This window comes from Nostoc sp., from assembly GCF_036917235.1.
In the GTDB taxonomy this organism is placed as follows: Bacteria; Cyanobacteriota; Cyanobacteriia; order Cyanobacteriales; family Nostocaceae; genus Nostoc.
In genome coordinates, this window is the sequence record NZ_JBALDU010000059.1 from 20,179 (window position 1) to 43,848 (window position 23,670).

At 42.0% G+C, this 23,670-nt stretch carries 23 protein-coding genes and 1 pseudogene; 14 read left to right on the top strand and 10 right to left on the bottom strand.

Annotated features, from left to right (window positions below):
- Positions 1 to 80 precede the first annotated feature (80 nt).
- The 4 genes from devC to V7K44_RS18110 all read left to right on the top strand — a co-directional run bounded on the left by devC (position 81) and on the right by V7K44_RS18110 (position 4,102).
- Positions 81 to 1,253, top strand: coding sequence for an ABC transporter permease DevC (gene devC / locus V7K44_RS18095; RefSeq protein WP_334933309.1), 1,173 nt, complete (start codon positions 81 to 83; stop codon positions 1,251 to 1,253).
- Between the two features lie 30 nt (positions 1,254 to 1,283).
- A complete protein-coding gene (locus V7K44_RS18100) occupies positions 1,284 to 1,982 on the top strand; it encodes a DevA family ABC transporter ATP-binding protein (protein WP_334933310.1) in 699 nt (232 codons plus the stop codon).
- 524 nt (positions 1,983 to 2,506) lie between these two features.
- Positions 2,507 to 3,442 (top strand): M23 family metallopeptidase, encoded by a 936-nt coding sequence (locus tag V7K44_RS18105; RefSeq protein WP_334933311.1) that lies wholly within the window; start codon positions 2,507 to 2,509, stop codon positions 3,440 to 3,442.
- 120 nt (positions 3,443 to 3,562) lie between these two features.
- Positions 3,563 to 4,102: a late competence development ComFB family protein gene (locus V7K44_RS18110; RefSeq protein WP_334933312.1), complete on the top strand. Its 540-nt coding sequence runs from the start codon at positions 3,563 to 3,565 to the stop codon at positions 4,100 to 4,102.
- A 98-nt stretch (positions 4,103 to 4,200) separates the two neighbouring features.
- On the opposite strand, the gene V7K44_RS18115 is transcribed toward V7K44_RS18110, so the two are convergent.
- Entirely contained in the window at positions 4,201 to 4,845 is a 645-nt protein-coding gene (locus V7K44_RS18115; RefSeq protein ID WP_334933340.1) for a L,D-transpeptidase, read from the bottom strand.
- Positions 4,846 to 5,511: 666 nt separating this feature from the next.
- Here V7K44_RS18115 and V7K44_RS18120 point away from each other — a divergent pair.
- The 3 genes from V7K44_RS18120 (at position 5,512) to V7K44_RS18130 (ending at position 7,467) form a co-directional block, all read left to right on the top strand.
- On the top strand, positions 5,512 to 5,664 hold the full coding sequence (locus V7K44_RS18120; protein WP_334933313.1) for a hypothetical protein: 153 nt from the start codon (positions 5,512 to 5,514) through the stop codon (positions 5,662 to 5,664).
- Between the two features lie 365 nt (positions 5,665 to 6,029).
- Positions 6,030 to 6,686, top strand: a complete 657-nt coding sequence (locus V7K44_RS18125; protein ID WP_099101330.1) for a sigma-70 family RNA polymerase sigma factor — start codon at positions 6,030 to 6,032, stop codon at positions 6,684 to 6,686.
- A 166-nt stretch (positions 6,687 to 6,852) separates the two neighbouring features.
- The gene (locus tag V7K44_RS18130; protein ID WP_334933314.1) at positions 6,853 to 7,467 is read left to right on the top strand and encodes an anti-sigma factor family protein; all 615 of its coding nucleotides are present in this window, start codon (positions 6,853 to 6,855) and stop codon (positions 7,465 to 7,467) included.
- A gap of 16 nt (positions 7,468 to 7,483) precedes the next feature.
- Here the strand turns inward: V7K44_RS18130 and V7K44_RS18135 are convergent, their stop codons facing one another.
- Positions 7,484 to 7,939, bottom strand: a complete 456-nt coding sequence (locus V7K44_RS18135) for a gamma-glutamylcyclotransferase family protein (RefSeq protein ID WP_334933315.1) — start codon at positions 7,937 to 7,939, stop codon at positions 7,484 to 7,486.
- Between the two features lie 186 nt (positions 7,940 to 8,125).
- Between V7K44_RS18135 and leuS the strand changes: the two genes are divergently transcribed.
- The 3 genes from leuS (at position 8,126) to V7K44_RS18150 (ending at position 13,655) form a co-directional block, all read left to right on the top strand.
- A complete protein-coding gene (leuS, locus tag V7K44_RS18140; RefSeq protein ID WP_334933316.1) occupies positions 8,126 to 10,747 on the top strand; it encodes a leucine--tRNA ligase in 2,622 nt (873 codons plus the stop codon).
- Positions 10,748 to 11,000: 253 nt separating this feature from the next.
- Positions 11,001 to 11,282 carry a DUF5615 family PIN-like protein gene (locus V7K44_RS18145; protein WP_334933341.1) on the top strand — a complete coding sequence of 94 codons (282 nt, stop codon included), beginning with the start codon at positions 11,001 to 11,003 and terminating at the stop codon, positions 11,280 to 11,282.
- Between the two features lie 1,218 nt (positions 11,283 to 12,500).
- Entirely contained in the window at positions 12,501 to 13,655 is a 1,155-nt protein-coding gene (locus tag V7K44_RS18150) for a pyridoxal-phosphate-dependent aminotransferase family protein (protein ID WP_334933317.1), read from the top strand.
- Positions 13,656 to 13,967: 312 nt separating this feature from the next.
- On the opposite strand, the gene V7K44_RS18155 is transcribed toward V7K44_RS18150, so the two are convergent.
- The 6 genes from V7K44_RS18155 to petM form a co-directional block, all read right to left on the bottom strand.
- On the bottom strand, positions 13,968 to 14,195 hold the full coding sequence (locus V7K44_RS18155; RefSeq protein WP_094352561.1) for a DUF2949 domain-containing protein: 228 nt from the start codon (positions 14,193 to 14,195) through the stop codon (positions 13,968 to 13,970).
- 509 nt (positions 14,196 to 14,704) lie between these two features.
- Complete coding sequence (locus V7K44_RS18160) at positions 14,705 to 15,211, bottom strand: DUF192 domain-containing protein (protein ID WP_334933318.1); 507 nt, start codon at positions 15,209 to 15,211, stop codon at positions 14,705 to 14,707.
- Positions 15,212 to 15,358: 147 nt separating this feature from the next.
- A complete protein-coding gene (gene nblR / locus V7K44_RS18165; protein ID WP_334933319.1) occupies positions 15,359 to 16,045 on the bottom strand; it encodes a response regulator transcription factor NblR in 687 nt (228 codons plus the stop codon).
- Positions 16,046 to 16,362: 317 nt separating this feature from the next.
- Entirely contained in the window at positions 16,363 to 17,280 is a 918-nt protein-coding gene (locus V7K44_RS18170; RefSeq protein WP_334933320.1) for an NAD(+) kinase, read from the bottom strand.
- 130 nt (positions 17,281 to 17,410) lie between these two features.
- Complete coding sequence (locus tag V7K44_RS18175; protein ID WP_334933321.1) at positions 17,411 to 18,409, bottom strand: SDR family oxidoreductase; 999 nt, start codon at positions 18,407 to 18,409, stop codon at positions 17,411 to 17,413.
- A gap of 211 nt (positions 18,410 to 18,620) precedes the next feature.
- Positions 18,621 to 18,725 (bottom strand): cytochrome b6-f complex subunit PetM, encoded by a 105-nt coding sequence (petM, locus tag V7K44_RS18180; RefSeq protein ID WP_094344256.1) that lies wholly within the window; start codon positions 18,723 to 18,725, stop codon positions 18,621 to 18,623.
- 205 nt (positions 18,726 to 18,930) lie between these two features.
- Here petM and pdxA point away from each other — a divergent pair, with 205 nt between their 5' ends.
- Positions 18,931 to 20,025: a 4-hydroxythreonine-4-phosphate dehydrogenase PdxA gene (gene pdxA, locus V7K44_RS18185; RefSeq protein ID WP_334933322.1), complete on the top strand. Its 1,095-nt coding sequence runs from the start codon at positions 18,931 to 18,933 to the stop codon at positions 20,023 to 20,025.
- 114 nt (positions 20,026 to 20,139) lie between these two features.
- Here the strand turns inward: pdxA and V7K44_RS18190 are convergent, their stop codons facing one another.
- Positions 20,140 to 20,859, bottom strand: coding sequence for a response regulator transcription factor (locus tag V7K44_RS18190; RefSeq protein WP_334933323.1), 720 nt, complete (start codon positions 20,857 to 20,859; stop codon positions 20,140 to 20,142).
- Position 20,860: 1 nt separating this feature from the next.
- Between V7K44_RS18190 and V7K44_RS18195 the strand changes: the two genes are divergently transcribed.
- The 3 genes and pseudogenes from V7K44_RS18195 to V7K44_RS18205 form a co-directional block, all read left to right on the top strand.
- Positions 20,861 to 21,037 carry a hypothetical protein gene (locus V7K44_RS18195; protein ID WP_334933324.1) on the top strand — a complete coding sequence of 59 codons (177 nt, stop codon included), beginning with the start codon at positions 20,861 to 20,863 and terminating at the stop codon, positions 21,035 to 21,037.
- Positions 21,038 to 21,557: 520 nt separating this feature from the next.
- Positions 21,558 to 21,758, top strand: a complete 201-nt coding sequence (locus V7K44_RS18200; RefSeq protein ID WP_334933325.1) for a hypothetical protein — start codon at positions 21,558 to 21,560, stop codon at positions 21,756 to 21,758.
- 245 nt (positions 21,759 to 22,003) lie between these two features.
- Positions 22,004 to 22,450: pseudogene (locus V7K44_RS18205) on the top strand (rhodanese-like domain-containing protein); the annotation flags it as partial.
- A 516-nt stretch (positions 22,451 to 22,966) separates the two neighbouring features.
- On the opposite strand, the gene V7K44_RS18210 reads toward V7K44_RS18205, so the two are convergent.
- A complete protein-coding gene (locus V7K44_RS18210) occupies positions 22,967 to 23,596 on the bottom strand; it encodes a ribonuclease H-like domain-containing protein (RefSeq protein ID WP_334933326.1) in 630 nt (209 codons plus the stop codon).
- Positions 23,597 to 23,670 lie beyond the last annotated feature (74 nt).

The following is a 23,670-nucleotide window of genomic DNA, read 5'->3' on the forward strand; positions in this document are numbered from 1 at the left end:
AAGTCGATGAACAAGTCCCCAGTCCCTAATTTCCAGTCTCTAATCCCCAGTCCCTAATTCCCAGTCCCCAGTCCCTAATTATGAGATTGCTCAAACAACTGCGACGGCGAACCCCTCTAGGATGGCTGCAACTAAATCATGAAAAAAGCCGTCTTTTAGTGGCATTATCAGGCATTGCCTTTGCGGATCTTCTGATGTTCATGCAGCTAGGTTTTCAGACTGCGCTGTATGACAGTAACACAAGACTACATCGCAGTTTGCAAGCAGACATTGTTTTAACCAGTCCCCAAGCCCGTAATTTACCAAGCTTGTCTACATTTTCTCGTCGGCGACTTTACCAAGCAATGGATATACCAGGGGTGAAGTCAGCCCAAGCAATGTATTTCAACAACACAATCTGGAAGAATCCCCAAACACACCGTGAGACAGGGGTGTTAGTTATCGGCTTTAACCCAGACAAGCCAGCCTTTGACTTACCCGATGTTAACCAGCAATTGCAAGCAATCAAATTACCCGATACCGTGTTGTTTGACCGTGGTGCAAGAGGAGATTATCAAAAAGCGATCGATCAAATTGACCAAGGCAAAACCCTGACTACCGAAATAGAAAGGCGCACAATTACCATTAGTGGTTTATTCCAAGTCGGGGCTTCCTTTGGCTTTGATGGCAACCTGATTACCAGCGATCAAAATTTTTTGCGGCTATTTTCTGGGCGACAGTCCAACAGTGTCAGTCTAGGTTTGATTGTTCTCAAACCAGGCTATGAACCGAAAAAAGTAGCCGCAATGCTCAAAGCCTACCTCAAAGATGATGTCAGAGTATTCACCCACGCTGAATTTATTGAATTTGAGAACAATTTCTGGAGAACAAATTCCCCAATTGGGTTTATCTTCAGCCTGGGTGTATCGATGGGGTTTGTGGTGGGCGTGATAATCGTTTATCAAGTCCTCTCCACCGATGTTAATGCCCACGTTCGAGAATACGCCACCTTCAAAGCAATGGGATATCGCAATTACTACCTGCTAGGTGTGGTGCTTGAAGAATCGTTGATATTAGCAGCACTGGGCTTCTTCCCCGGATTGGGAGTGTCTTTAGCACTTTACCAACTGACTCGCACAGCAACAAATTTGCCTATGTACATGACTGCAATGCTCGCATTGCAGGTATTAGTGCTGACTATCATTATGTGTACCATTTCTGGTGCGATCGCCACCCGCAAACTCCAAGCCACCGATCCCGCTGATATGTTTTAAAAATTGTCATTGTAAGTAATCAAGCTATGTATGACTAGTCAACCTGTCATCTCTATTAAAAATCTAGAGCACCACTTTGGTCACGGCTCACTCCGCAAGCAAGTTTTATGTAACATCAACTTAGAGATTAATGCTGGTGAAATTATTATCATGACTGGGCCTTCCGGTTCTGGAAAGACTACTTTACTGACCTTAGTGGGTGGATTGCGTTCTGCCCAATCTGGTAGTTTGCGAGTGTTGGGACGAGAACTTTATGGTGCGAGCGCTGAACAATTAGTGCAAGCGCGACGCCGTAATGGTTATATTTTCCAAGGATATAACTTGCATGGTAGTTTAACGACGCTCCAAAACGTCAAAATGGCTTTAGAATTGCACAAACATCTTGGGTTAAAAAAAATGCGAGCTAGGTCAGCCCAAATGTTAGAGCAAGTAGGATTAGGAAATCATTTGCATTATTACCCTGATAAACTGTCTGGAGGACAAAAACAAAGAGTAGCGATCGCTCGTGCTTTAGTCAGTCATCCTCAAATAATTCTCGCGGATGAACCTACCGCCGCCCTTGATAGTCAATCGGGACGAGATGTAGTCAATCTCATGCAAAAACTAGCAAAAGAACAAGGCTGTACCATCTTGATGGTTACTCATGACAACCGTATCCTAGACATTGCCGATCGCATTGTTCAAATGGAAGACGGCAAACTCAAGTCAAAAGTAATACTATCAACCTAAAGTTAATTAGCGTATTCCCTGATTCAGAGTTGATTTATAAGGTAAATCTGAAGTGCGGCGTGCCAGACTCACATTTTTCCCTTAATATCATAGTTTTTTGGCGACTAAACCGCTATTCTCAGTAAATTTTAAAATATTTTTGAATGGTATGTATATAGTTTAATTTATCTTCACTGACTTACTTACCTAGTTTAAGTAATTTCCCCATACCGATTTCAACCTAACAATGTGATATTAGTGTCCAGTTGAAAAAGTGTCCAGTTGATTCCAAGATTTCCTTCAAGTATTATTTATGTAATCACAGTTAAATTTTATGCTCATTGCCAATGTCATACACCTTGGTTATTAGAGTTAAGACCAAATTCCTAAAATTACAGATAAAATGATTTGCCCTTGCAATCCATAAGTACCTGGAGAATTTCCGAGAATTTATGGTTGTCAACAACATCGGCTTCAAACAGGAAACACTAGCGATAATAAGCTAATCTATTTTCCAATACAAGCAAGGGTTTTTTTGTAATTCTATGATTATTGAGAATAGCACTAGTAGTTCAAACAAAAAGTTGCTCGGTTTTGATGTCAAAACTTTGACAGCCAATCGCCGTGGAATAAATGTGTTAAAGGGAATATTTGCTGTTCTCCCGATCGCCTTGGCATTGCCTGTAGATGCTTTGCAAGTAAAGGTGACTCCAACGAATCCGAAATTAGGGGATACACTCTCGGTGGAGATTAATTTAGATAAACCAGACAATAGTACAAATCCAACAGTAGCCAGTGGTAAGAATACATACCCAGCCTTTGAAATTGCGCCCAATCAATATCGGGCTTTTGTTCCCACAACTCCATTAGAAAAAGCTGGAACTAGAACACTTCGGGTTGCAGGGGATAATCAAGTGCAAAACTTGGCAGTGAATGTGCTGAATCGCAAATTCCCCGTACAACGCATTACTTTGCCACCTGGCAAAGCCGGAGTGGATGCCACAGAGTATGAACTTAAGCGTGTGGCGGCTTTTAAGGCGCTACAAACACCAGAAAAGTATTGGAATGGAGTATTCCTGAAGCCAAATGCAGGGCGGATGAGTACAAACTATGGTGTACGTCGCTACTATAATGGTACATTTGCAAAGGACTACTATCATCGTGGTCTTGACTACGCTGGTGCTGCCGGTTCACCAGTAATTGCCCCAGCCTCTGGGCGAGTTGCTTTGGTAGGTAGGGTATCGCAAGGGTTTCGGATACACGGTAACGTAGTTGGCATTGACCACGGTCAAGGAGTAACCAGTATTTTCATGCACCTGAGTCGTATTAACGTTAAAGAAGGTGATTTTGTGAAAGCTGGTCAATTAATTGGTGCAGTAGGTTCAACAGGTGCAGCCACGGGACCACATTTACACTGGGGTCTATATGTCAACGGACAATCTGTCGATCCAACACCTTGGCGAACTAAGGTCGTTAACTAGTAGAGGCAGAATTGATCGTGCTTTGCATAATTTGTGTATTTTTTGCTGAGAATTAGGCAAAATCAATTGGATTGATACCGTCCCTACCAAGCTTTGCCAACATAAATGATGATAAGCGTTATGAGTATCGAAAAAATTGTAGAACAAGCTCTCCAGGATGGTTATTTAACACCAGCAATGGAAGCAGAAGTCGGTAGAATCTGTGATAACGCCTCGGAACTCTCAATTGAAGAGTATATGGCGTTGGATCGCCTGATGGGTGCGCTATTGACTGGTGAGGTAGTGGCGGTACCTCGCAAACAATTCATTAACGTTATGGAAGAATTGGTGCTGACAGAAGCGATCGCACGAGTCGCAGAAATTGAAGCCACCAGCGAAAGTTCTTTAGATGTCGGGGATATTGCTGCTTACGCTCTCAATCGGCTACCACCTTTGTATGCTACTACAGAAGAAGGTGCTAACTTCCAGCGCCAAACGGCTCAGGCACAACTGCAAGACTTAATTTCTCAACAAATAAGTGAGGCAATTAACCGTTACCTCGATCGACCCGATTTCTTCCCCGAACGGCAAGCCTTGGGTAAAAATACTGGTAACGAGGTTGTACGCCAAGTCAGTGCTTTACTCCAAACATACGCGCCTAACTTTGAGCAAAGATTATAATTTTCAGAGTTACTTAGTCATTGGTCATTGGTCATTAGTCATTGGTCATTTGTTTTAGACAAAGGACAAAGGACAAAGGACTAATGACTCTTAACTAATTAATCACGCACTAACACTGTTGTCCCTAAACTCACTTGCTCATATAACAATCGGACATCAGAATTACGCATTCTTAAGCAGCCGTGAGATACAGCCGTTCCTACCAGGTCAACATCCGGCGTGCCATGAAAGCCAATTTCATTCCGTCCATCTGACCAAAAACCAATCCATCTATCTCCCAAGGGACTATCCGTACCAGCCTCAAATACTTTGCCAGTAATTGGGTGACGCCAGATTGGATAATGTCGCATATGGATCACCTGGAAAGAACCTGTGGGTGTTTCCCAACCTTTCTTGCCGACAGCAATCGGGTAGCTGGCGATCACCTCTTCTCCTGCATATACATAAGTACGGCGATCGCTTAAATCAACTACCACTTGCGTCTTGACATTTGCCAGCCTACTAGATGGTACTTGTTGTGCTGAAGCCTGAGACCACAGACCTTTTGGCCAACTATCTGCAACTGGATTTCGTTTTTCTACTTTCGCCACCAACTGCCTCTGAGTTGGTAGGTCGCTGGCTTTAGCTACATTATTCTTAATAATTTGGGGCTTAGTTTGAGGCTTAATGGTAGCAGGCTTGAGTTTAGAAGCCCTACGAATAGTTGCTTTCGCTAGATTATTCTTAATTATTTGCGATTTAATGGTAGAAGACTTGAGTGTAGAATCCCTACGAGTAGTTGTTTTAGCTAGATTCTTCTTAATTATTTTTGATTTAGTTTTAGGTTTAATAGCGGAGGACTTTGGTGTAAACGTCCTCTGGGCAGTCGAGCCTTGGGTAACTTCATCAGGTGGCACAGATCCACCCAGCGCAATTTCCCCCAAACTCACTTGGGAAAGATTCTTGTAGACTCCCTCTGGCCGGCTTCCTTTAAGATTGGTTCGGGTAGAATCTCGCCGCATCGAAGTAGATGCAGACTTCTCATACTGCCGTTCCGCCGTACTAATGCGCCAATGGACAGCTAAGGATAAAAATGCTGTGCCAAAACAAAGCAGCATTACCATACGTCCTACAGATTCGTTTCTTACCATTGCCATCGCCTATTGTTTATCCCTGACATATCCAGCCGAGTAATTGGATGAGTTCATCATCCGATCATCAAAAATTTATCAATACTTATCATTTCCGCTGTAAATCTGCCAACACCTCTGGGCAAACTAAGACTATACAAATTGTCCCAGCGGCAAAAATCCAAATAAGCAACCTCATTCCTCAAAAGTTTTGAGGGTCGTAAGCCTCTCGTCGGACTTTTTAGTGGAACTCTTGAAATGTAGCAATCAATCATTAATGGTGTAGGTGGATGAAAAACCATGTTTGAAAAACTATTGCTAGCGGCAACAATTACATTTTCCCTCAATTTATTTTTTCAAGTTCGCGTACCAGAGCAACATAACTCTAGTACTGCCTTCGGGACACAACCAGAACAATCAGCAACTATTCTGGTAACGAAATCAAAAAATTAAATCACCATCTTAGCAACCACAGCAACTTAACTTCCAGAAATTATTACCCGAATTTTAAAGGTATCAAGAAGTTAGAATTACAAAATTTTATCTTCATTTTTATAGCTAAATTTAACGATCTCGATCAAGCGTATATACCCAGTTGCTAAAAACACTAAAATGTGCATTACATCACGCCTTTGTTCGTTGATAGGTCTTAGGCAACTATGGGAGTAGTATAAGGAAAAGTGGCTCTGCTTATTGCTATAAATGTATCCAAAATTGTATGCTTCAGTGTTCCAGTCATAAATCCGTCACCTGAGCATGGAACTTCTACCCCATTAGCAGGTCTAATAGATAGGGATGATTTAGAGCCAGTACGATCTATGAGTCAATCGATTACTGTATCCTGGTCAACGGTTGATGCAAAGTATCCAGAAGCATCAGTGCAAGTTGACAAACTCCCTAACCACGATTTAATTTTGCGCTGTCAAGCCGGACTGCGACCAGATCGTGCTGCGTTTGCAGAACTATTACGCCGCTATCAAAGTCAAGTCGATCGAGTTCTATACCACCTAGCTCCAGATTGGGCTGACAGAGCCGATTTGGCTCAAGAAGTTTGGATTCGAGTGTATCGGAATATTAACCGATTACAAGAGCCTGCTAAATTTCGGGGCTGGTTAAGCCGCATTGCCACCAACTTGTTTTACGACGAGTTACGGAAACGTAAGCGGGTTATGAGTCCTTTGTCACTTGATGCTCCCCGTTCCTTAGAGGACGGCGAGATGGATTGGGAAATCGCCGGCGATACCCCAGGACCTGAGGAAGAACTGACAACTAGAGAATTTTACGAGCAATTGCGGGAAGCGATCGCGGATTTACCGGAAGTCTTCCGTACTACCATTGTCCTTAGAGAAATCGAAGGCATGGCTTATGAAGAAATTGCCGAAATCACTGGAGTTTCTCTAGGAACTGTGAAGTCAAGAATAGCCAGAGCTAGATCGAGGCTGCAAGCCCACTTGCAGAATTATCTAGACTCCTAATTTTCTTAATTTACAGTATCTTGCCTCTGCCCAATGGCAGAATTTAAGCATAGATTAAGAATTACTAGAAAGACGTAGATTATTTCTACCTTTAGGAGAAAAATTGGCTAATTTCCCCGAAATTCCCGCCCAGTTTACCCGTGAATGAATTGGTAATAATGTTAAGATGACTACTGATTCTCAGTTTTACGACCGTTCTCCTTTGCAACTTCCTCAAGATTTGTCAGATGGAATGGCCAAGCATACCAACGAATCAACGGGTCTTATGGATATGGTGAAGCGCGATCGCTTCGAGTTATTGAGTGCTTACCTCGATGGTGAAGTCACAGCCACCGAACGCAGGCAAGTAGAAGAATGGCTGGCAAATGATGCCTCGGTTCAGTGTTTATATGCCCGACTATTAAAACTGCGCCAAGGCTTGCGGACGCTCCCAGTGCCAGCAGCCCAACAGTCGCCAGAAGAGACAGTTGGGCAAGTATTGTCACGTTTGCGCCGCCGCTCCCGTTTAAACTGGATGGTGGGGAGTGCAGCCGTTGCTGCTTGTGCGATCGGTGCAATATCTGGCTTAGTAGGTGGTGGTTCGATGGTGCAACAACTAGCACAACGACCACAAAGAGAACCGATACAAACGTCCTCAGCGTCTATAGTTCCCCCTTCGCCGCTGATGGTGGGGCTAAATAACCCGGTAATTGAAATTCCGAAAGCAGCAGTAGCCTCTCCAGAAAATTCAATTTATCAGGTACAGCCGCAAGGACACGACCCCAAACAGGACATAAACTAATCGCAAAGTTAACAGTTTACAGTTGATAACTGGACTTTGGGGTTATACCACAGCCGCTCCACCAGCCCCCAGGTTGGAGGAAGCCGCCTAATCGATCGACTTGTTGTAAAGTCATTAAATAAATCCAAGCCCAACCCAGAGAGAGCGACTGTGCCTCATAAACCTCGATAATTTGTCGATTATAGAGGTTTTCTGGCGTTTGTCTATTGGGCTGGTAATCTTCCAGCACATCTAACTCATTTAAAATCTTTGGGTCGGAAAAAGAAAGTAAATATCCGTAAACTTGGCTATCCCCTAGCGTCATCGCTGGGTAGCCCATTGGCAGAGCAAATAATTTGCCTTGTACAAGAGCTATTTTGACATCAACGACTTTGCCAGCACAGTATCTTTTATAGTTAATTTCACCTGGTTTGAGCGTGCCGTAGACAAAAACCCGCACCAAATCAGAAAGTTTTATATTTGATTCAACCATTTAAACCTTTATCAAATAACTCTTGCTATACCTGAAAGGGTCTCAGTTTGGGCATAATCAGGCTGCTCCTTAACTGCACTTATATAAATCTGTCAGTAGTTGACCTACAATATTAGATTAACCTGCTATGTTGACATAGGTAGGTTGACATAGTAAGTAGACGTAGACCCAGTAGGAGAATTTTTGGTGGATTCCCGATATAACCCAGCAGCAATTGAGGAAAAATGGCAAAAAACATGGGTAGAACTTGGCTTAGATAAGACACCGACAGTTAGCAATAAGCCAAAATTCTATGCTCTTTCCATGTTCCCTTATCCATCGGGCAGCCTACACATGGGTCACGTCCGTAATTATACGATTACCGATGTGATTGCCCGCCTCAAGCGAATGCAAGGGTATCGGGTAATACACCCAATGGGTTGGGATGCCTTTGGCTTACCAGCAGAAAACGCTGCCATTGATCGTGGTGTACCACCAGCAAAGTGGACCTATCAGAATATGGCTCAGATGCGGCAACAATTGCAGCGTCTTGGTTTATCGATTGATTGGGAATGCGAACTTGCTACCTGTTCGCCAGATTATTACAAGTGGACACAATGGATTTTCTTGCAGTTTTTGCAAGCAGGGTTAGCTTATCAAAAAGAAGCAGCTGTAAACTGGGACCCGATCGATCAAACTGTACTGGCAAATGAGCAAGTTGATAACGAAGGACGTTCTTGGCGGAGTGGGGCAATAGTTGAGCGCAAATTATTACGCCAGTGGTTTTTCAAGATTACCGACTATGCCGAAGAATTACTCAATGATTTGCATAAATTGACAGGTTGGCCGGAACGCGTCAAGTCGATGCAGGCAAACTGGATTGGCAAATCTACAGGTGCTTACTTAGAATTTTCCATCATTGGAATAGATGAAAAAATCGGCGTTTACACCACCCGCCCAGATACCGTTTATGGTGTCAGCTACTTGGTCTTAGCACCAGAACATCCCTTAACAAAGCGCGTCACCACAAAAGAACAACAAGCAGCAGTAGAAACTTTTATTAAAGAGGTTTCTAATCAAAGTGAGTTGGAACGTACCTCTGAAGATAAACCGAAGCGGGGTATCCCCACAGGTGGTAAGGCAATTAACCCATTTACAGGGGAAGAAGTGCCGATTTGGATTGCTGACTATGTACTGTATGAGTATGGTACTGGAGCAGTTATGGGTGTACCAGCACACGATGTCCGCGATTTTAAGTTTGCCAAAAATTACGATTTGCCGGCTGATTTTGTCATTGTTTCCCCAGATGATGTTGCAGGTTTTGACTTAACCCCAACATCAGAGATTGATGAAGTCACACAACTCATTCAAATTGAATATAACCAGGCATACACTGAACCAGGAATTTTAATTAATTCTGGGGCTTTTACTGGTATGACTTCCACAGATGCTAAACAAGCAATAATTGAATCCGCCGAACAACAAGGTTTTGGTAAAGTGCGGGTGCAATATCGCTTGCGAGATTGGTTGATTTCGCGGCAGCGTTACTGGGGCGCACCGATACCTGTAATTCACTGTCCTAACTGTGGGATAGTACCAGTTCCTGATAAAGATTTGCCGGTACAGTTACCAGAAGAGGTGGAATTTACGGGACGTGGCGGTTCACCTTTGACTCAGTTAGAGAGTTGGGTAAATGTACCTTGTCCAACTTGTGGCACTCCAGCGAAGCGGGAAACCGACACGATGGATACTTTTATTGATTCCTCGTGGTATTACTTGCGCTTCCCTGACGCTAAGAATGAACAACAAGTTTTCGATTCTAGTAAAATAAACGACTGGATGCCAGTTGACCAATATGTGGGTGGGATTGAACACGCGATTTTACATTTGTTGTATTCGCGGTTCTTTACTAAGGTTCTGCGGGACAGAGGCTTGTTAAATTTTGACGAACCTTTCCAACGCCTGTTAACTCAAGGTATGGTGCAGGGTTTAACTTACCTAAATCCCAAAAAGGGTGGTAAAGATAAATGGATTCCTTCTAATCTGGTAAATTCAGCCGACCCCCGTGACCCCCAGACAGGTGAACCGTTGCAACGTCTCTATGCCACCATGTCTAAATCAAAGGGCAACGGTGTAGCGCCAGAAGATGTAATTTCCAAATATGGTGTAGATACAGCGCGGATGTTCATCTTGTTCAAAGCGCCGCCAGAAAAAGATTTGGAATGGGATGAAGCCGATGTGGAAGGACAATTCCGCTTTTTAAATCGGGTTTGGCGTTTGGTGACAGATTATATTGCTGTTGGGGTATCCCGTAAAAAAGCTCAACTCTCTGATTTAACTAAGGTAGAAAAGGAATTGCGGCGGGCAATTCACACAGCGATTCAAGCAGTAACGGAAGATGTGGAAGACGAATATCAATTCAACACCGCTATTTCAGAATTGATGAAGTTGAGTAATGCCTTAACTGATGCTGACGGCAAAAATTCACCAATTTACGCAGAAGGTATTCGGACTTTGGTGGTTTTACTAGCACCATTTGCCCCACATATTGCTGATGAATTGTGGCATTTATTGGGTGAAAGTGATTCAGTTCATACTCAAACTTGGCCATCATTTGACCCGGCTGCTTTAGTAGCTGATGAAATCACTTTAGTGATTCAAGTTATGGGTAAAACTCGCGGCTCAATTCAAGTACCAGCACAAGCAGATAAAGCAGCGTTGGAAAAATATGCTCGTGAATCAGAAATTGCTCAACGTTACATCGAAGGCAAAGAGATTAAAAAGGTAATTGTGGTGCCTGGAAAGTTGGTGAATTTTGTAGTCAGCTAAGTATAGCTTTACGTAAAATCGTGGCGAATTGAGGGTTGAAATTTAAACGCAGATGCGCTTCTCTACGAGATGCTACGCGAACGTCTTCCCGCAGGGAATTCGCGATGAATTAATGAAATGTTGTACTTAGCAATTAGAGTGTTCCAAAACCCGTCATTGCGAGCGAAGCGAAGCAATCCCAGTCTTTGCGATTGCTTCGCTTCGCTCGCAATGACAATTGGGCATTTTTTTACTTGGAGTAATCTTATGCGCTTTGGGGCATGATGTTTTGACAGTTCAAGAAGCAGAAAATGCAGACCAAGGTATACCTGATGAGGAAGTGCTAGCATTTGCCATAAGTCAAGAACGCTCAATATTAACTATCAACAGAGTTGATTTTATGCGTTTGCATCGTCGTGATTCTAACCACTTCGGTATTTTTGTTTGCACGAATAATCGTAATCGAGAACAATTTGCAGCACGGATATATGAGGCTGTGGCAACAGAAGAACCTTTGCAAGGAAAACTAATTCGTGTGGTACGTCCAGTAACTTAAAAAGGTTTTGACGGAACACACAAATTTTAAAGTCGTAAAGTATATGTCGTCACAATTTTTACAGCAGTAGTTTATTCCTCTGATAGATGTGTATTTAAACACAGATGTATAGCTATCCAGAGAGTAGGACTATTTTATTTATACACAAAAAAGCGCTTGAGAGTTTTGCTCGCTCAAGCGCTTTTCCGTAAAAGCTTATACCAACTCACTCGTTTGATGCAACATTTGAAATCTGCAACACTCCCTGAGGAGGGACTATTACGGGGATAACTTGTGACAAACATTTGGTGAAATGGTATCACTCCTTGCACTAACTAAGAATATCTCTTTTACAAGAATACCGGGGATCTAGTGAGTGACAGTTTATGAACTGAACACTAGTTAAAAACGACTCACCGTGAATAGTAACTAAGGAGACTAAGCATGATTGTAGCAATTTTGTAAGTATAGTATAAAAACTTATAGTTTCTTAGCATAGGCGTAGTCTGCCGTCGGCATCGCTTACCACTAAGTGCAGTATCAAAAAGTGCAGCAATTAGTAGCATAGATATCTCAACTTCTGCGTCAAATTAGTCACTATCAAATAAACCAGAAAAGGCTTGGATATTGGCATCGAAGCGATTTTGACTCAAATAAATCATAGATGAAGGTATTTTTTAGACAATGGAAACCCAAGAACAAATCTTTGACCCAAATAGATTGAAAAGTTTGGGTTGGGTATCTTCTATCTCTTAGCAAACGGTGACATTCAAGTCTTCCGTATAGTGTAGGGGGTTACTTCTTTCGTGGAAGCAAAACACAGCTTTTTCACCGAGAATTACCGCGATGTTCAAAACGATTTCGCATTTTTCTATAAAAACAACTGAGGCGGATTATGGGTAGATTTAATAATTTATCGTACCTACGCCTAATTTTAGATAGATGTTTCATCCTTGGCTAAAATAGCTGTTCGCCTACGAGCAGACACCTTAACCTAGCGTCTAGGTGTGTGGTAAGATTGCCTGGAACAGAGGTTTGATCTGAGTTAGAGTCTGGTATAAATTGCAAAGGTCAAGCTTACCGATTAACTCCCATGATACTTTTCCTATAAATTTGGAAAATATACAACAAGGTTGGTGACGATTTGAGTGGAATTTGTAGATGAATATCTAGGAATTGCTATCAGACTTAACCAATTTCCCACAATTTTGACTTTTATTTGACTTTTAGGATAGACACATGAACGATAAGCTGATGCTGATGATTCCAGGCCCTACCCCAGTGCCAGAAGCTGCCTTACTGGCATTAGCCAAGCATCCGATTGGGCATCGTACTAGTGAATTTAGCAACATATTGGCAGAGGTGACGGAAAACCTCAAGTGGCTGCACCAAACTCAAAGTGATGTGCTGATGCTGAATGTCAGTGGTACAGGCGCTGTAGAAGCAGGAATAATTAATTTTCTCTCTCCAGGCGATCGCATTTTAGTTGGCTCTAATGGTAAATTTGGTGAACGTTGGGTAGAAGTTGGTCAAGCCTACGGTTTGAATGTAGAAGAAGTTAAGGTGGAATGGGGAAAACCCTTAGACCCCGCAGTATTTGCCGAAAAACTCCAAGCAGATACCCAAAAGCAAATCAAAGCCGTAATCATTACTCACAGCGAAACCTCAACGGGTGTGTTGAATGACCTAGAAAGCATCAACCGCCACGTTAAAGAACACGGTGAAGCTTTAATTATCGTTGATGCTGTCACGAGCTTGGGTGCATTCAATCTACCCGTGGATGCTTGGGGTTTGGATATCGTCGCCTCCGGTTCCCAAAAAGGTTATATGATTCCGCCGGGATTGGGTTTTGTCTCTGTCAGTCCCAAAGCTTGGGAAGCTTACAAAACTGCGAAGCTACCGAAATATTATTTGGACTTAGGCAAATATCGCAAAGCCACAGCCAAAAATACAACTCCATTCACTCCGCCTGTGAACTTGATAGTAGCGTTACACACCACGTTACGAATCATGAAAGAAGAAGGCTTAGAATCAATATTTGCTCGACATGAACGGCTGAAGAATGCTACCCGCGCCGCCATTAAAGGGTTAAATTTACCTCTGCTTGCAGCAGATAATTCTGCTAGTCCGGCGATTACAGCTGTAGCACCGCAGGGAATTGAACCGGATAAGATTCGGTCATTGATGAAAAAACGCTTTGATATTGCCCTCGCTGGTGGTCAAGACCATTTGAGTAATAAAATTTTCCGTATTGGTCACTTGGGTTTTGTGAGCGATCGCGATATACTTAGCTGCATAGCATCTTTAGAAGTTACCCTCACAGAACTTGGGTATGAAGACTTTACCCCTGGTTCTGGTATAGCAGCAGCAGTTAAAGTATTTAGTCAGTCCTGAGTACTAAATCAAAAGAGTGAGTTAAATTAGCAACTCGCTCTTTTAATTTGTATGTAGAGTAGAAACCTTTGCATAAGTGTACAGTTGAACTGACATACCTCAATTCTTCTAAATGACACCAAGTTGCCCTAGATAGTATTATTTGCTTTGAAGAAAGTCGCACTGTATCTTTGACACCAAACAAAACTAACTTTGGCAACTTAGTATCATCCCAAATTGGTATAAATAGTATTGTTTGAGATTTTGCTAATAAGTATTTGGTAGAAACTTTTTATCCAAAGTCTAAAATCTACAATCCAAAATCGGTATAGTCTACGCCGTCTCCAGCCAATCATAAATCTGTTCTAATTGCTCTAGAGTAATTAACCCATATTGCCAAAGAATCATTGTCAAAGGTCCTGGGTCTTGCTCCCGATGGCGAAGTGCCACTGCTAGTGATGCTGTGGAAATTGCCAAATCTTCTTGCAAAAAATGAATCAGTCGAGAATATTTTGATGGTGACATTTGTATCTCACCTCCTTGTGCAGAATGTATTGTCATATATCAGTTCACCATTACTCGGTAGACAGTAGCCAGTATTTCATCTGTGACTGTGCCGTTATCGGTTATACACCCCAACACAGTTTTGTTAATCTGCCTTCAACAGAGGCTTCCTATAGATAGTCTGAGAAATAAAAAATCTCATACAAATCATCAGCTAGCTTATTAAGCAGTATTTTTACTTAATTAAATTGGCTTCATCTTATTTACCTTTGTATTTTATTTAATTACACAGGTAGTAATAAAGATTCCATAGCCTATACTCTCTTATTGGCGACTATTTACACTTGCGCCCAAGGGAATATTTTTGAGACTAAACCTGAAGACTGCGATTTCAGGTTTGAGACAGTAGAATTTTACATTATTACCACAGTTTTTAAATAGTAGCGTTACAAGTGCTATTTGACCACACACAGTGACATTTTTTACAGAAAAAACATATATTTCGACCGTATTGGCTCTCAACCGAGTAATTACCCAAATTTTTATCTCCGCAAAGCACCAGAGTTTCAAAACTCAATTTTGAGAATATCGCCCACTTTCAACTTTAATTCGGCAGCTCTTCCAGAACGAAGTTCAATCACCTTATCAATTGGTGTATTGGGACCATAGGTAGGACAAGGCTCACTTGCACAAGGAGGTGCAGCAACCTGAATATATTTAACTACACCTTTATGTAGAAATACCATATCTAGGGGTACCGGTACATTCTTCATCCAGAAACTGACTGGTTGTGCTGAAGGGAATCCAAACAGCATCCCTCGGTCATCTGGTAAAGCCGGTCGATACATCAACCCCATCGCTTGCTGTTTTGGCGTCTGTGCTACCTCTAATTGAATCGTTGTACCATTAGGCACGATGGCTTTAGCAGAAATTGGTAGTTTTTGACCTAAACTTTCTGGTGCTGGAGTTTTAGAACTAGAGGTAAGGCTGGGAGATTTAGCTGTTGTTGGCACAGAACAACCCATCAGAAAAATACTCAGCACTATCGAGAGCAAACTTAGCCGACGAGTCATATAGATTTTCGATTTTGTAATTTAGACTTCAATTTTACAGTGTTGTAGCCAGAAAAACCCCTTGGCTGGCAGGAGCACCGAAATTTACATTCCCAATCCGAAACTGGGAATGAGGCAAGGAGATAGGCAAACTCCCGCTACAGTATACTAGGATTCTCTTAAAACGTACCCTACGCCTCGCACTGTTTGAATGAGGCGCTTTTGACCTTCATCTTCGATTTTTAACCGCAAGTAACGGATGTACACTTCAATTACATTCGACTCACCCAGAAAGTCGTAACCCCAAACATTTTCTAGAATTTGTTCGCGGGTTAACACCTCACGAGGATGTTCCATTAAGAATTTTAATAGTTCAAATTCCTTCATTGTCAAGTCAATTGGTCGTCCGTTGTGTATGGCACGACGAGTTGCTATGTCTAAAATTAAATCCCCAAAGCGTAATTGCTCTGTGGTATCGACATCGGGTTTTAAGTAGAGGCGAATCAACTTCAAAAAGTCTTCTGAGCGGTAGGGTTTGAGGATGTAATCATCCGCTCCAGCTTCTAGACAAGCTACACGATCGTCAACTGTATCCCTTGCCATTAAAATCAATACAGGCGATCGCATACCAGTGCTTCTCATATTTTTGCACAATGAGAGTCCTGATTCTCCTGATAGCATCCGGTCTAAGACAATTAAAGCAGGCTGGCGATCGCGACAGTGTTGTAAACCACTCGTTGCATCATGAGCCAAAATTGATTCATAACCGGCTTCTTGCAAATCGCAAGAAAGCTGATTTGCAAGGCTCTCATCGGTTTCAATCACCAAAACACAAGGACTTTGAGCAACTGTCATAACAATTTGGGATATTGGATTTGGGATTGTAAAGATATTCCAGAGAAAATCTTTACATCAGTTATAAAGTGCAATTACGAGATTTTAGTGATGTAGCAATTCTGATTTGACGCGCTGCTAAAGATGTTTTAGCACGTTCAGGTGTCAGCTATCGAATTCTCGGATGCAATCTTAATAACTAACTCCAAATTCCATCTCCATACCAGTAATTCTGGAAGGAAATCAGTAAATTGGGGAGTAGGAAGTGGGAAGATGAGGGAGAAATCAATTGAAACTTAAAAACTCCTGCCTCCTGCCTCCTGCCTCCTGCCTTCTGCCTACGGCAATTCTACCGAAGTTGGTTTAGCGATATGTGGCAAACCCCAACCTAATTTTTCTCGCAAAATTCGGAAAAACTCAGGGGGTTGCAAGCGAATAAATCGGGCACTATATTGCGATCGCTCCATATATACTCGATCTTCTGGTAAGATATAGCACCCTCCATTCCCATCTACTACCATTACCAGCCGAGGGATATTGACTGGGTAGATATTGACCGATTCAGTATCTGGAAATACCAATGCTCTAGAAGCTAGGGAATGGGGACAAATGGGTACTAGCTGTAAAGCAGGTACGCCAGGAGTCACAACTGGGCCACCAGCGCTCAATGAGTAAGCTGTAGAACCAGTAGGCGTAGAAACAATCACACCATCTGCGGCAATATCTACTGGCGCATGACGCCCTATGGCAATTTCAAAATGGCACATAGAGGTCAAAGGTTCCCGGTGCAGTACCATTTCATTCAAGCAGAGGGCTTCCCACAGTACTGAATCTCCCCGAAACACTTTGACGGTGAGCATGGCTCGTTCTTCAATTTCATACTCACCCGCCATTGCCTGTTCTAGTGCTTGGGGCAATTGGTTCAGGAAAGTTTCCGTCAAAAATCCCATGTGGCCGGTATTCACTGTTAGCAGTGGAATCCCACAGGGGGCTACCTGACGAGACGCTGCTAAAACAGTGCCGTCTCCCCCTAATACCACTGCAAACTCCATATCTGAGTCAAAACCAGGGGGTGTTAGACCGTCAATGGGGGTGTGGCAAACAGGACTCTCCGGGTTAGGGTAGCCCAGTATACCACCAATACTCGATGTGATACATACATTCCAACCGGCTGCGGTTAGCTTGTCTTTTAACTCGATAGCGACACGGCTTGCTATCGGTTTAACGTCATTGTAGATAATGCCTGCTTTCGGCACACTCAAATATCCAATTTTAGGCGATGCTCTGTATTATGTAATCGTTACACATTTTTGGTCATGTAGTCATTAATCTAGAGTCAAATATCCAGAGTCTAGAGTTTTACGACTCATGTCTGTTTTGTAATGACTATTGACTGTTGGCTTTTGAAGACTGTTTGAAAGGAGTTTTTTTAGGTTTCTGCTTTTTATTTTTATTTTTTTGGTAGTCTACTTCTTTGAGCTTCTTCATGATTCGGCTGAAGTACTCTTGGAGATAACTTTCTAGGGTTGTGGTTTGTTGCGGATCTAAACCAAACACTGTGTATACATCATCCATTGAAGCATTTAACTGTTTACCACTAGCCAATACTTCTGTAAACGCCAGCCTGTCTGCTACGTTCCATCCCCACTGAAAGAATCGCATTATGCCCCGTACAGCACGCAGTAAGCTTATTGGCATCCGCGTTACTCTGGCATCTTTTCCAGATAAGCGTTCGCACAGGTTGATAATTTCTTCTGCACTCCATGCACGAGTACCGACTACAGGAAAAGCTTGGTTTTCCGTTTCTGGTACACTTAATGCCCGGATTGCAAACTTAGCAATGTCCTGAGTGTCCATATAAGCAATGGGAGAAGAATTACCTGTTACCCAAACTGGCTGTCCTTCCAAAATAGGAATCCCATACTGGCCGATTAACCCTTGCATAAACCCAGCTAGTCGCAAGATGGTATAATTCAACCCTGACTCAGCCAAGAATAGTTCTGTACACCGCTTAATTTCCATGAGCGGCACTTCTGGGTATTTATCAGCATCTAAAATCGAAAAGAAAATAAAACGCTCGACACCCGCTGCTTTTGCTGCTTGAATCAATGCTACTTTGCCTTCCCAGTCCACTTGTTTGATACTCAGTGAATCTGTAGGGCGAGAGGTTGAGGCATCAATAACTTGGGTTACACCAACTAAAGCTTCCGCTAGGGTATCGGGGTAACGTAAATTTCCGGGGACGAGTTCTGCACCCCATTCTTTAAGAAAAGCTGCTTTTTTACTGCTGCGGACAAGACAGCGTACTTTATATCCCTCATCGATAGCACGACGAGCCACTTGTCTTCCTAAGGTGCCAGTGGCACCGACGATTAATAATGTCATGAGGGTTGTAATAAATTTTAATGTTTTATGAAAAGAATGTTATCAGAATAACCTATGCAAACAAAAGTTTACATCTTTTCTCAGAAAATCAATTTATTTGGATGTACTCATGGGAAAATAGCTGTCCGATAAACGGACAAGCTTTTTTCTCATTTCAATGAAAAAGGGAGTGGGGAGAATAATAACTCCTAACTCAGAACTCAGAATTCAATTATTCTTCTGTGCCTTGAATTTTCAGTAACAACGCGCCTAAGCCCCAGCCTACGAAGATTAAACCGAAAGACAATAGAGCTGCATTCAAGATTTCGCCGCCCATTAGTATGATTCTCCTTATGCAAATTGGTGTGTAAACTAGGTCTACTAGAAGCTTTTCAACAGTTGCTAGGATTAGACCTGTGTAAACAATTTTAAACTAGTTTAGCAGGTAATCCCTACTGGCTTGGGGGGCAATCCCTACTGTTGACAGAAGGAGAGATGGGTAAATTGAAAAAATTTGATGATAATAATTATGAAGAGATTTTATGTATCAAAATAATCAAGGTAGTTTAAGAAATTTTGTGAAAGAGAATCGTCCGCGTTTGGCGCTGACGCTCGGAGATCCGGCGGGGATTGGGCCGGAGGTGATTTTGAAAGCTTTAGCCGATCCAGAAATTCGTCAAAAATATGACGTTACAGTAGTGGGTAACGGAGATTTGCTGGCACAGATTTATCACAAACTGAATTTAACTGAGAATTTAGTAGCTTTGGCAAATCCAGATGAGTTGTCAGTCAATGATGTGCAGTTGGATGGAAAAATTAAAGATCAAATTATTTCAGGAGTAGGTAATGCAGCCAGTGGTGCGGCTAGTTTTGCGTATATGGAATATGCGATCGCTCAAACACTGGCTGGTAAATTTGATGGTATTGTCACAGGGCCGATTGCTAAATCTGCTTGGAAAGCCGCAGGATATAATTATCCAGGGCAAACAGAACTTTTGGCACAAAAATCAGGTGTTGACCGTTTTGGGATGTTATTTGTGGCGCGATCGCCTCATACTAATTGGATACTCCGCGCCTTACTTGCAACCACACATATCCCCCTACGTCAAGTAGCCGATGTGTTGACACCGCAGTTGTTGACACAGAAACTGGATTTGCTGGTGGAGTGTTTAGAGAAAGATTTTGGTATATATAGAGGGAGAATTGCGATCGCTGGGTTAAATCCCCACAGTGGCGAACAGGGACAACTTGGATATGAAGAACAAGATTGGTTAATTCCCTGGTTAGAGCAAGAGCGACAAAACCGACCACAATTACAGCTAGATGGGCCGATACCGCCAGATACAATGTGGGTTAAACCTGGTCAAGCTTGGTATGGAAATTCTTTAGTACAAAATCCCGCTGATGGCTACTTGGCACTTTACCACGACCAAGGCTTAATTCCTGTGAAGCTGATGGCATTTGATCGGGCAGTTAATACTTCTATAGGTCTTCCTTTCGTTCGCACTTCACCGGATCATGGAACAGCGTTTGATATTGCGGGTAAAGGAATTGCTGATGCTACGAGTATGAAAGCAGCAATACATTTAGCCGCTGAGTTGGTTAGTCAAAGATTGGCTAAGAAAAATAATGAATAATCTTTAAGTACAGCTTTGCTTAAAATCGTCAAGACACGACCAAATCAGTTCCCAATATGGTTCAGTTAAGCATTTGTTTGTTATCTCAGTGTTGTTTGTACCTCTGTAGTAGTCTTAAAAACTAGTATTCTCGTCGGGCGCTTCAAACTTGTAACCATAGCCTCGCACAGTTTTAATAAACTCCGGTATGCTGGGGTCAACTTCCATCTTTTTGCGAAGCTGACCAATATGCACATCAACCACCCGGCCATCTCCTACGTAGTCGCAACCCCAGATTTTTTGGATTAGCTGTGGACGACTCCAAGCCTGATTAGGATGACTTGCCAAAAAATGTAAGATATTAAATTCCAGCGCTGTTAAGGCAAGAGTTTTATCGTTAAGTGTTACCTCGCGTCCCTCTGGATTAATTACTAGCTGCTTGAAAACGATACGTTGTGTTGGGGAGGGATTGATGTAGCGTATCCGCCTCAAAAGAGCCTCTACTCTAACTTCAACTTCTGCAAGACTAAATGGTTTAGTCATGAAATCATCAGCACCTGCGCTTAAGATTTTAATTTTATCAGCCTCGTCAGTCCTACTAGTGAGTATCAGCACTAAAACATTAGTACGACTCTGCATTTCTTGGCAAAGGCTATAACCAGTAACATCGGGCAAATTCCAATCCAGAATTACTAAAGCTGGGTTGAATTGCTCAAACAACGATAAGGCAGTCCTACCATCTGCTGCCGACTCTATTTGATATTTCCGACTTAAAAAACGATAGACGAGATTTCGGACGCCGAAGTCGTCATCAACGATCAGAATTTTGGGAGTAGTAGCAGTAACCATAACCATAATGCTATCTATTGTAAATTGGGCGATTTGCTGTTGTGCCAGCTTTACTTTACGTGTTTTTGTTGAGTACCACCGCTACTGTAGTACTTGTGTACATTTGATTTTCCATGAAGCCGATCGCAACCTCAGCCATCATCATGCCGATAAAATTTATAATTATGGCATGATTTTTGCATAATTTTGAATTTGTATTGTATAATATTAAATTTTTACATTTTGAATAAGTGTAATTAAAAACCATCTCCGTAATCGCAAATAGTCAAAAGACACATCCAGAAGCGGCGGCAATTGCTACAACTTTAAAAGAGATAACGCACTCCCTGATTAATTAGACCTCTACAAAGGCTCAGAAACTAACTTATCAGCCAATCTAGATTCTCAACTCCTACTTACTCGACTGTACTATAACCAACAGGTATGTTCTCTTGAAGAAGGTCTACGAAAATCTACCCTGGTGCATTTACATATAGCTGCCCTCTTAAGCATATACTATACTACAAGTTTCAACCTGAGCTATGACAAGCCCAAAGACTGAAAGCATCGCCATAAGGTATATAGGGCGTCAAAACCAGCTTTAACAGACAAAAGCAATAGCAAAAAGAATTGCTCTAGCAATATTATGATGTCAATAAATTGCTGGGAGCTTGTTTAAATAGTACTGATGACAGCAGAATTCAGAAGTAAAACACCCTTTATATTTGGGTAACAGATTTAGATTGTGTACCTCACAAACTTCTAATTTGTTGTATATAACTCTACAAGCGTGGCAGGAGATTGAGGAGAGATTCTTATTAGCGATCGCTGATATTAGAAATGTATTAATTACTATATTTGTCGCTAAATATTTTTCATTTCAAACTAATATTTTATCGATTCATGAAGAATTACGTAAAACCTAAAATATCTAAATAACTAAAATATATATCAAAAATATTTTCTTTAAATATATTGGATTATATTTAAAGAGAATATTGTCTCTTAGTACTATAAACTGTGATTATTTACAATTGATTAATTGGTTGATTTTCTGGAAAATACTCAGTCTATCTGAGGAGAGAGTTTAAGAATACTCATACCAGAGAAAGATCAATTAAATATCTTCAGTTGGCTAAATTACTATTAATATCGTCAGCAAGGAAAAATTATGGTCAATAATTTAGTAGGCGGCATCATTCCCCCACAACCACCAATAGAAGCACAAACTGATGCTCATGTCCTGAAGAGTCGTTTGGAATGGGGTGAACCAGCTTTTACAATTCTGGATGTGCGCGATCGCTCGACCTACAATGAAGGTCACATTATGGGAGCAATGCCAATGCCAGCAGATGAATTGGTAGAGCGTGCAGTAGCTTCTTTAGATAAGAGCCGTGACATTTACCTTTACGGTGCCAACGAACAAGACACTGCCCAAGCCGCACAACAACTGCGTTCTAATGGATTTGAGCATATCTCCCAACTCAAAGGTGGTCTTGCCGCATGGAAAGCGATCGGTGGCCCAACAGAAGGGATTGTTGAATCAAAAACTCCCCCAGGTGCAGATGACTACAATGTTGTAGATCGGCTAAAAAATCACCAAGAAAATCTGCAAAAGGGCGGTACTAGCGCCACAGAATCCATTAAACAGGGAGCAAGTAACCTTAAGGAAGGCATTCAAGAAGGAGCCAGTAACCTTAAAGAAGGCATTCAAGAGCAAGCAAGTAACCTCAAGGAAGGTATTAAAGAGCAAGCAAGTAACCTCAAGGAAGCTGGTAGTGAATCTAAAACTCCTAAAAACCCTGATGATTCCAATGTTGGCTCTTAGGCAAAAATGCAGCAGAATTCAGAATTCAGGAGCGGAGCCGTAGACGCTCCGCCTCTGGTCATAATCCAGAAGTAAAACAGCCTTTATACATACCTAGCTTTGAGACGAATCGTTGCTTACTTTACTAATTTGAAATCTGCTGTAACTTAGAATGAGGGTTTGTAGTAAGCACTTTAGTGCTTGGGAAATAACGACTTTAGTCCTTACTACGAACTTGCTTATCTATCAATTTCAACTTGGCATATAACTAGTCGGGATTGACGAGCGATAAAAATTTCTTGTCACTATTCCGTATTCCCTATTCAATTAGTGTTCAAATAGATCCTTGAATTGCAACAAATCTAAGGAAACTATCGTTGGTAGAAACTCAAAACATTCTTGAGCAATTTGCCAACGTTCTTCTCGTTTGAGCATTTGTATTAACTTCTGCTGCACGCTAAGTAAGTAGCGGACATCATTGGCAGCATAACTTAGTTGAGCTTCAGATAAGCTAACGGCGTTACCCCAATCAGAACTTTGAGAGCTTTTATCTAGTTCCACTTGTTCTAACTCTTGTACAACGTCTTTGAGTCCGTGACGATTTGTGTAAGTACGGGCTAATTTACTGGCAATTTTGGTACAAAAAATTGGCCTTACCTGAATCCCCAAATTGGCTCGCAAAGTGGCCAAGTCAAATCGAGCAAAGTGAAACACTTTCACAACATTGACTGCTTCCAAGAGTTTTTTTAAGTTGGGGGCCTCAGCTTGCCCTTTGGCTATGCGGATTGCAGTCACTTTCCCTTCAAGATTGCACAGCTGGACGAGACACAAGCGATCGCGCAGTGGCAACAATCCCATCGTTTCTGTATCAACTGCGATCGCTGTAGATTCTAAATACTGGCTAAGGGTTGCGTCACTGAGGTCGCGATCGCTCACCTGAAAATCTGGTAATGTCATCAATTGTTCAAAAATAATAGCAGTGTCCAGCAGAAAAAAGTCTTGTCAGACACTAAATTATTATTGTGCAAAAA

What these genes read in the sequence shown, in the direction of transcription:
- devC (WP_334933309.1), top strand. Translation starts at nt 81, where the DNA reads ATGAGATTGCTCAAACAACTGCGACGGCGAACCCCTCTAGGATGGCTG.
- V7K44_RS18100 (WP_334933310.1), top strand. Translation starts at nt 1,284, where the DNA reads ATGACTAGTCAACCTGTCATCTCTATTAAAAATCTAGAGCACCACTTT.
- V7K44_RS18105 (WP_334933311.1), top strand. Translation starts at nt 2,507, where the DNA reads ATGATTATTGAGAATAGCACTAGTAGTTCAAACAAAAAGTTGCTCGGT.
- V7K44_RS18110 (WP_334933312.1), top strand. Translation starts at nt 3,563, where the DNA reads ATGAGTATCGAAAAAATTGTAGAACAAGCTCTCCAGGATGGTTATTTA.
- V7K44_RS18120 (WP_334933313.1), top strand. Translation starts at nt 5,512, where the DNA reads ATGTTTGAAAAACTATTGCTAGCGGCAACAATTACATTTTCCCTCAAT.
- V7K44_RS18125 (WP_099101330.1), top strand. Translation starts at nt 6,030, where the DNA reads ATGAGTCAATCGATTACTGTATCCTGGTCAACGGTTGATGCAAAGTAT.
- V7K44_RS18130 (WP_334933314.1), top strand. Translation starts at nt 6,853, where the DNA reads ATGACTACTGATTCTCAGTTTTACGACCGTTCTCCTTTGCAACTTCCT.
- V7K44_RS18135 (WP_334933315.1), bottom strand. Translation starts at nt 7,939, where the DNA reads ATGGTTGAATCAAATATAAAACTTTCTGATTTGGTGCGGGTTTTTGTC.
- V7K44_RS18150 (WP_334933317.1), top strand. Translation starts at nt 12,501, where the DNA reads ATGAACGATAAGCTGATGCTGATGATTCCAGGCCCTACCCCAGTGCCA.
- V7K44_RS18155 (WP_094352561.1), bottom strand. Translation starts at nt 14,195, where the DNA reads ATGACAATACATTCTGCACAAGGAGGTGAGATACAAATGTCACCATCA.
- V7K44_RS18160 (WP_334933318.1), bottom strand. Translation starts at nt 15,211, where the DNA reads ATGACTCGTCGGCTAAGTTTGCTCTCGATAGTGCTGAGTATTTTTCTG.
- nblR (WP_334933319.1), bottom strand. Translation starts at nt 16,045, where the DNA reads ATGACAGTTGCTCAAAGTCCTTGTGTTTTGGTGATTGAAACCGATGAG.
- V7K44_RS18175 (WP_334933321.1), bottom strand. Translation starts at nt 18,409, where the DNA reads ATGACATTATTAATCGTCGGTGCCACTGGCACCTTAGGAAGACAAGTG.
- petM (WP_094344256.1), bottom strand. Translation starts at nt 18,725, where the DNA reads ATGGGCGGCGAAATCTTGAATGCAGCTCTATTGTCTTTCGGTTTAATC.
- pdxA (WP_334933322.1), top strand. Translation starts at nt 18,931, where the DNA reads ATGTATCAAAATAATCAAGGTAGTTTAAGAAATTTTGTGAAAGAGAAT.
- V7K44_RS18190 (WP_334933323.1), bottom strand. Translation starts at nt 20,859, where the DNA reads ATGGTTATGGTTACTGCTACTACTCCCAAAATTCTGATCGTTGATGAC.
- V7K44_RS18195 (WP_334933324.1), top strand. Translation starts at nt 20,861, where the DNA reads ATGCTATCTATTGTAAATTGGGCGATTTGCTGTTGTGCCAGCTTTACT.
- V7K44_RS18210 (WP_334933326.1), bottom strand. Translation starts at nt 23,596, where the DNA reads ATGACATTACCAGATTTTCAGGTGAGCGATCGCGACCTCAGTGACGCA.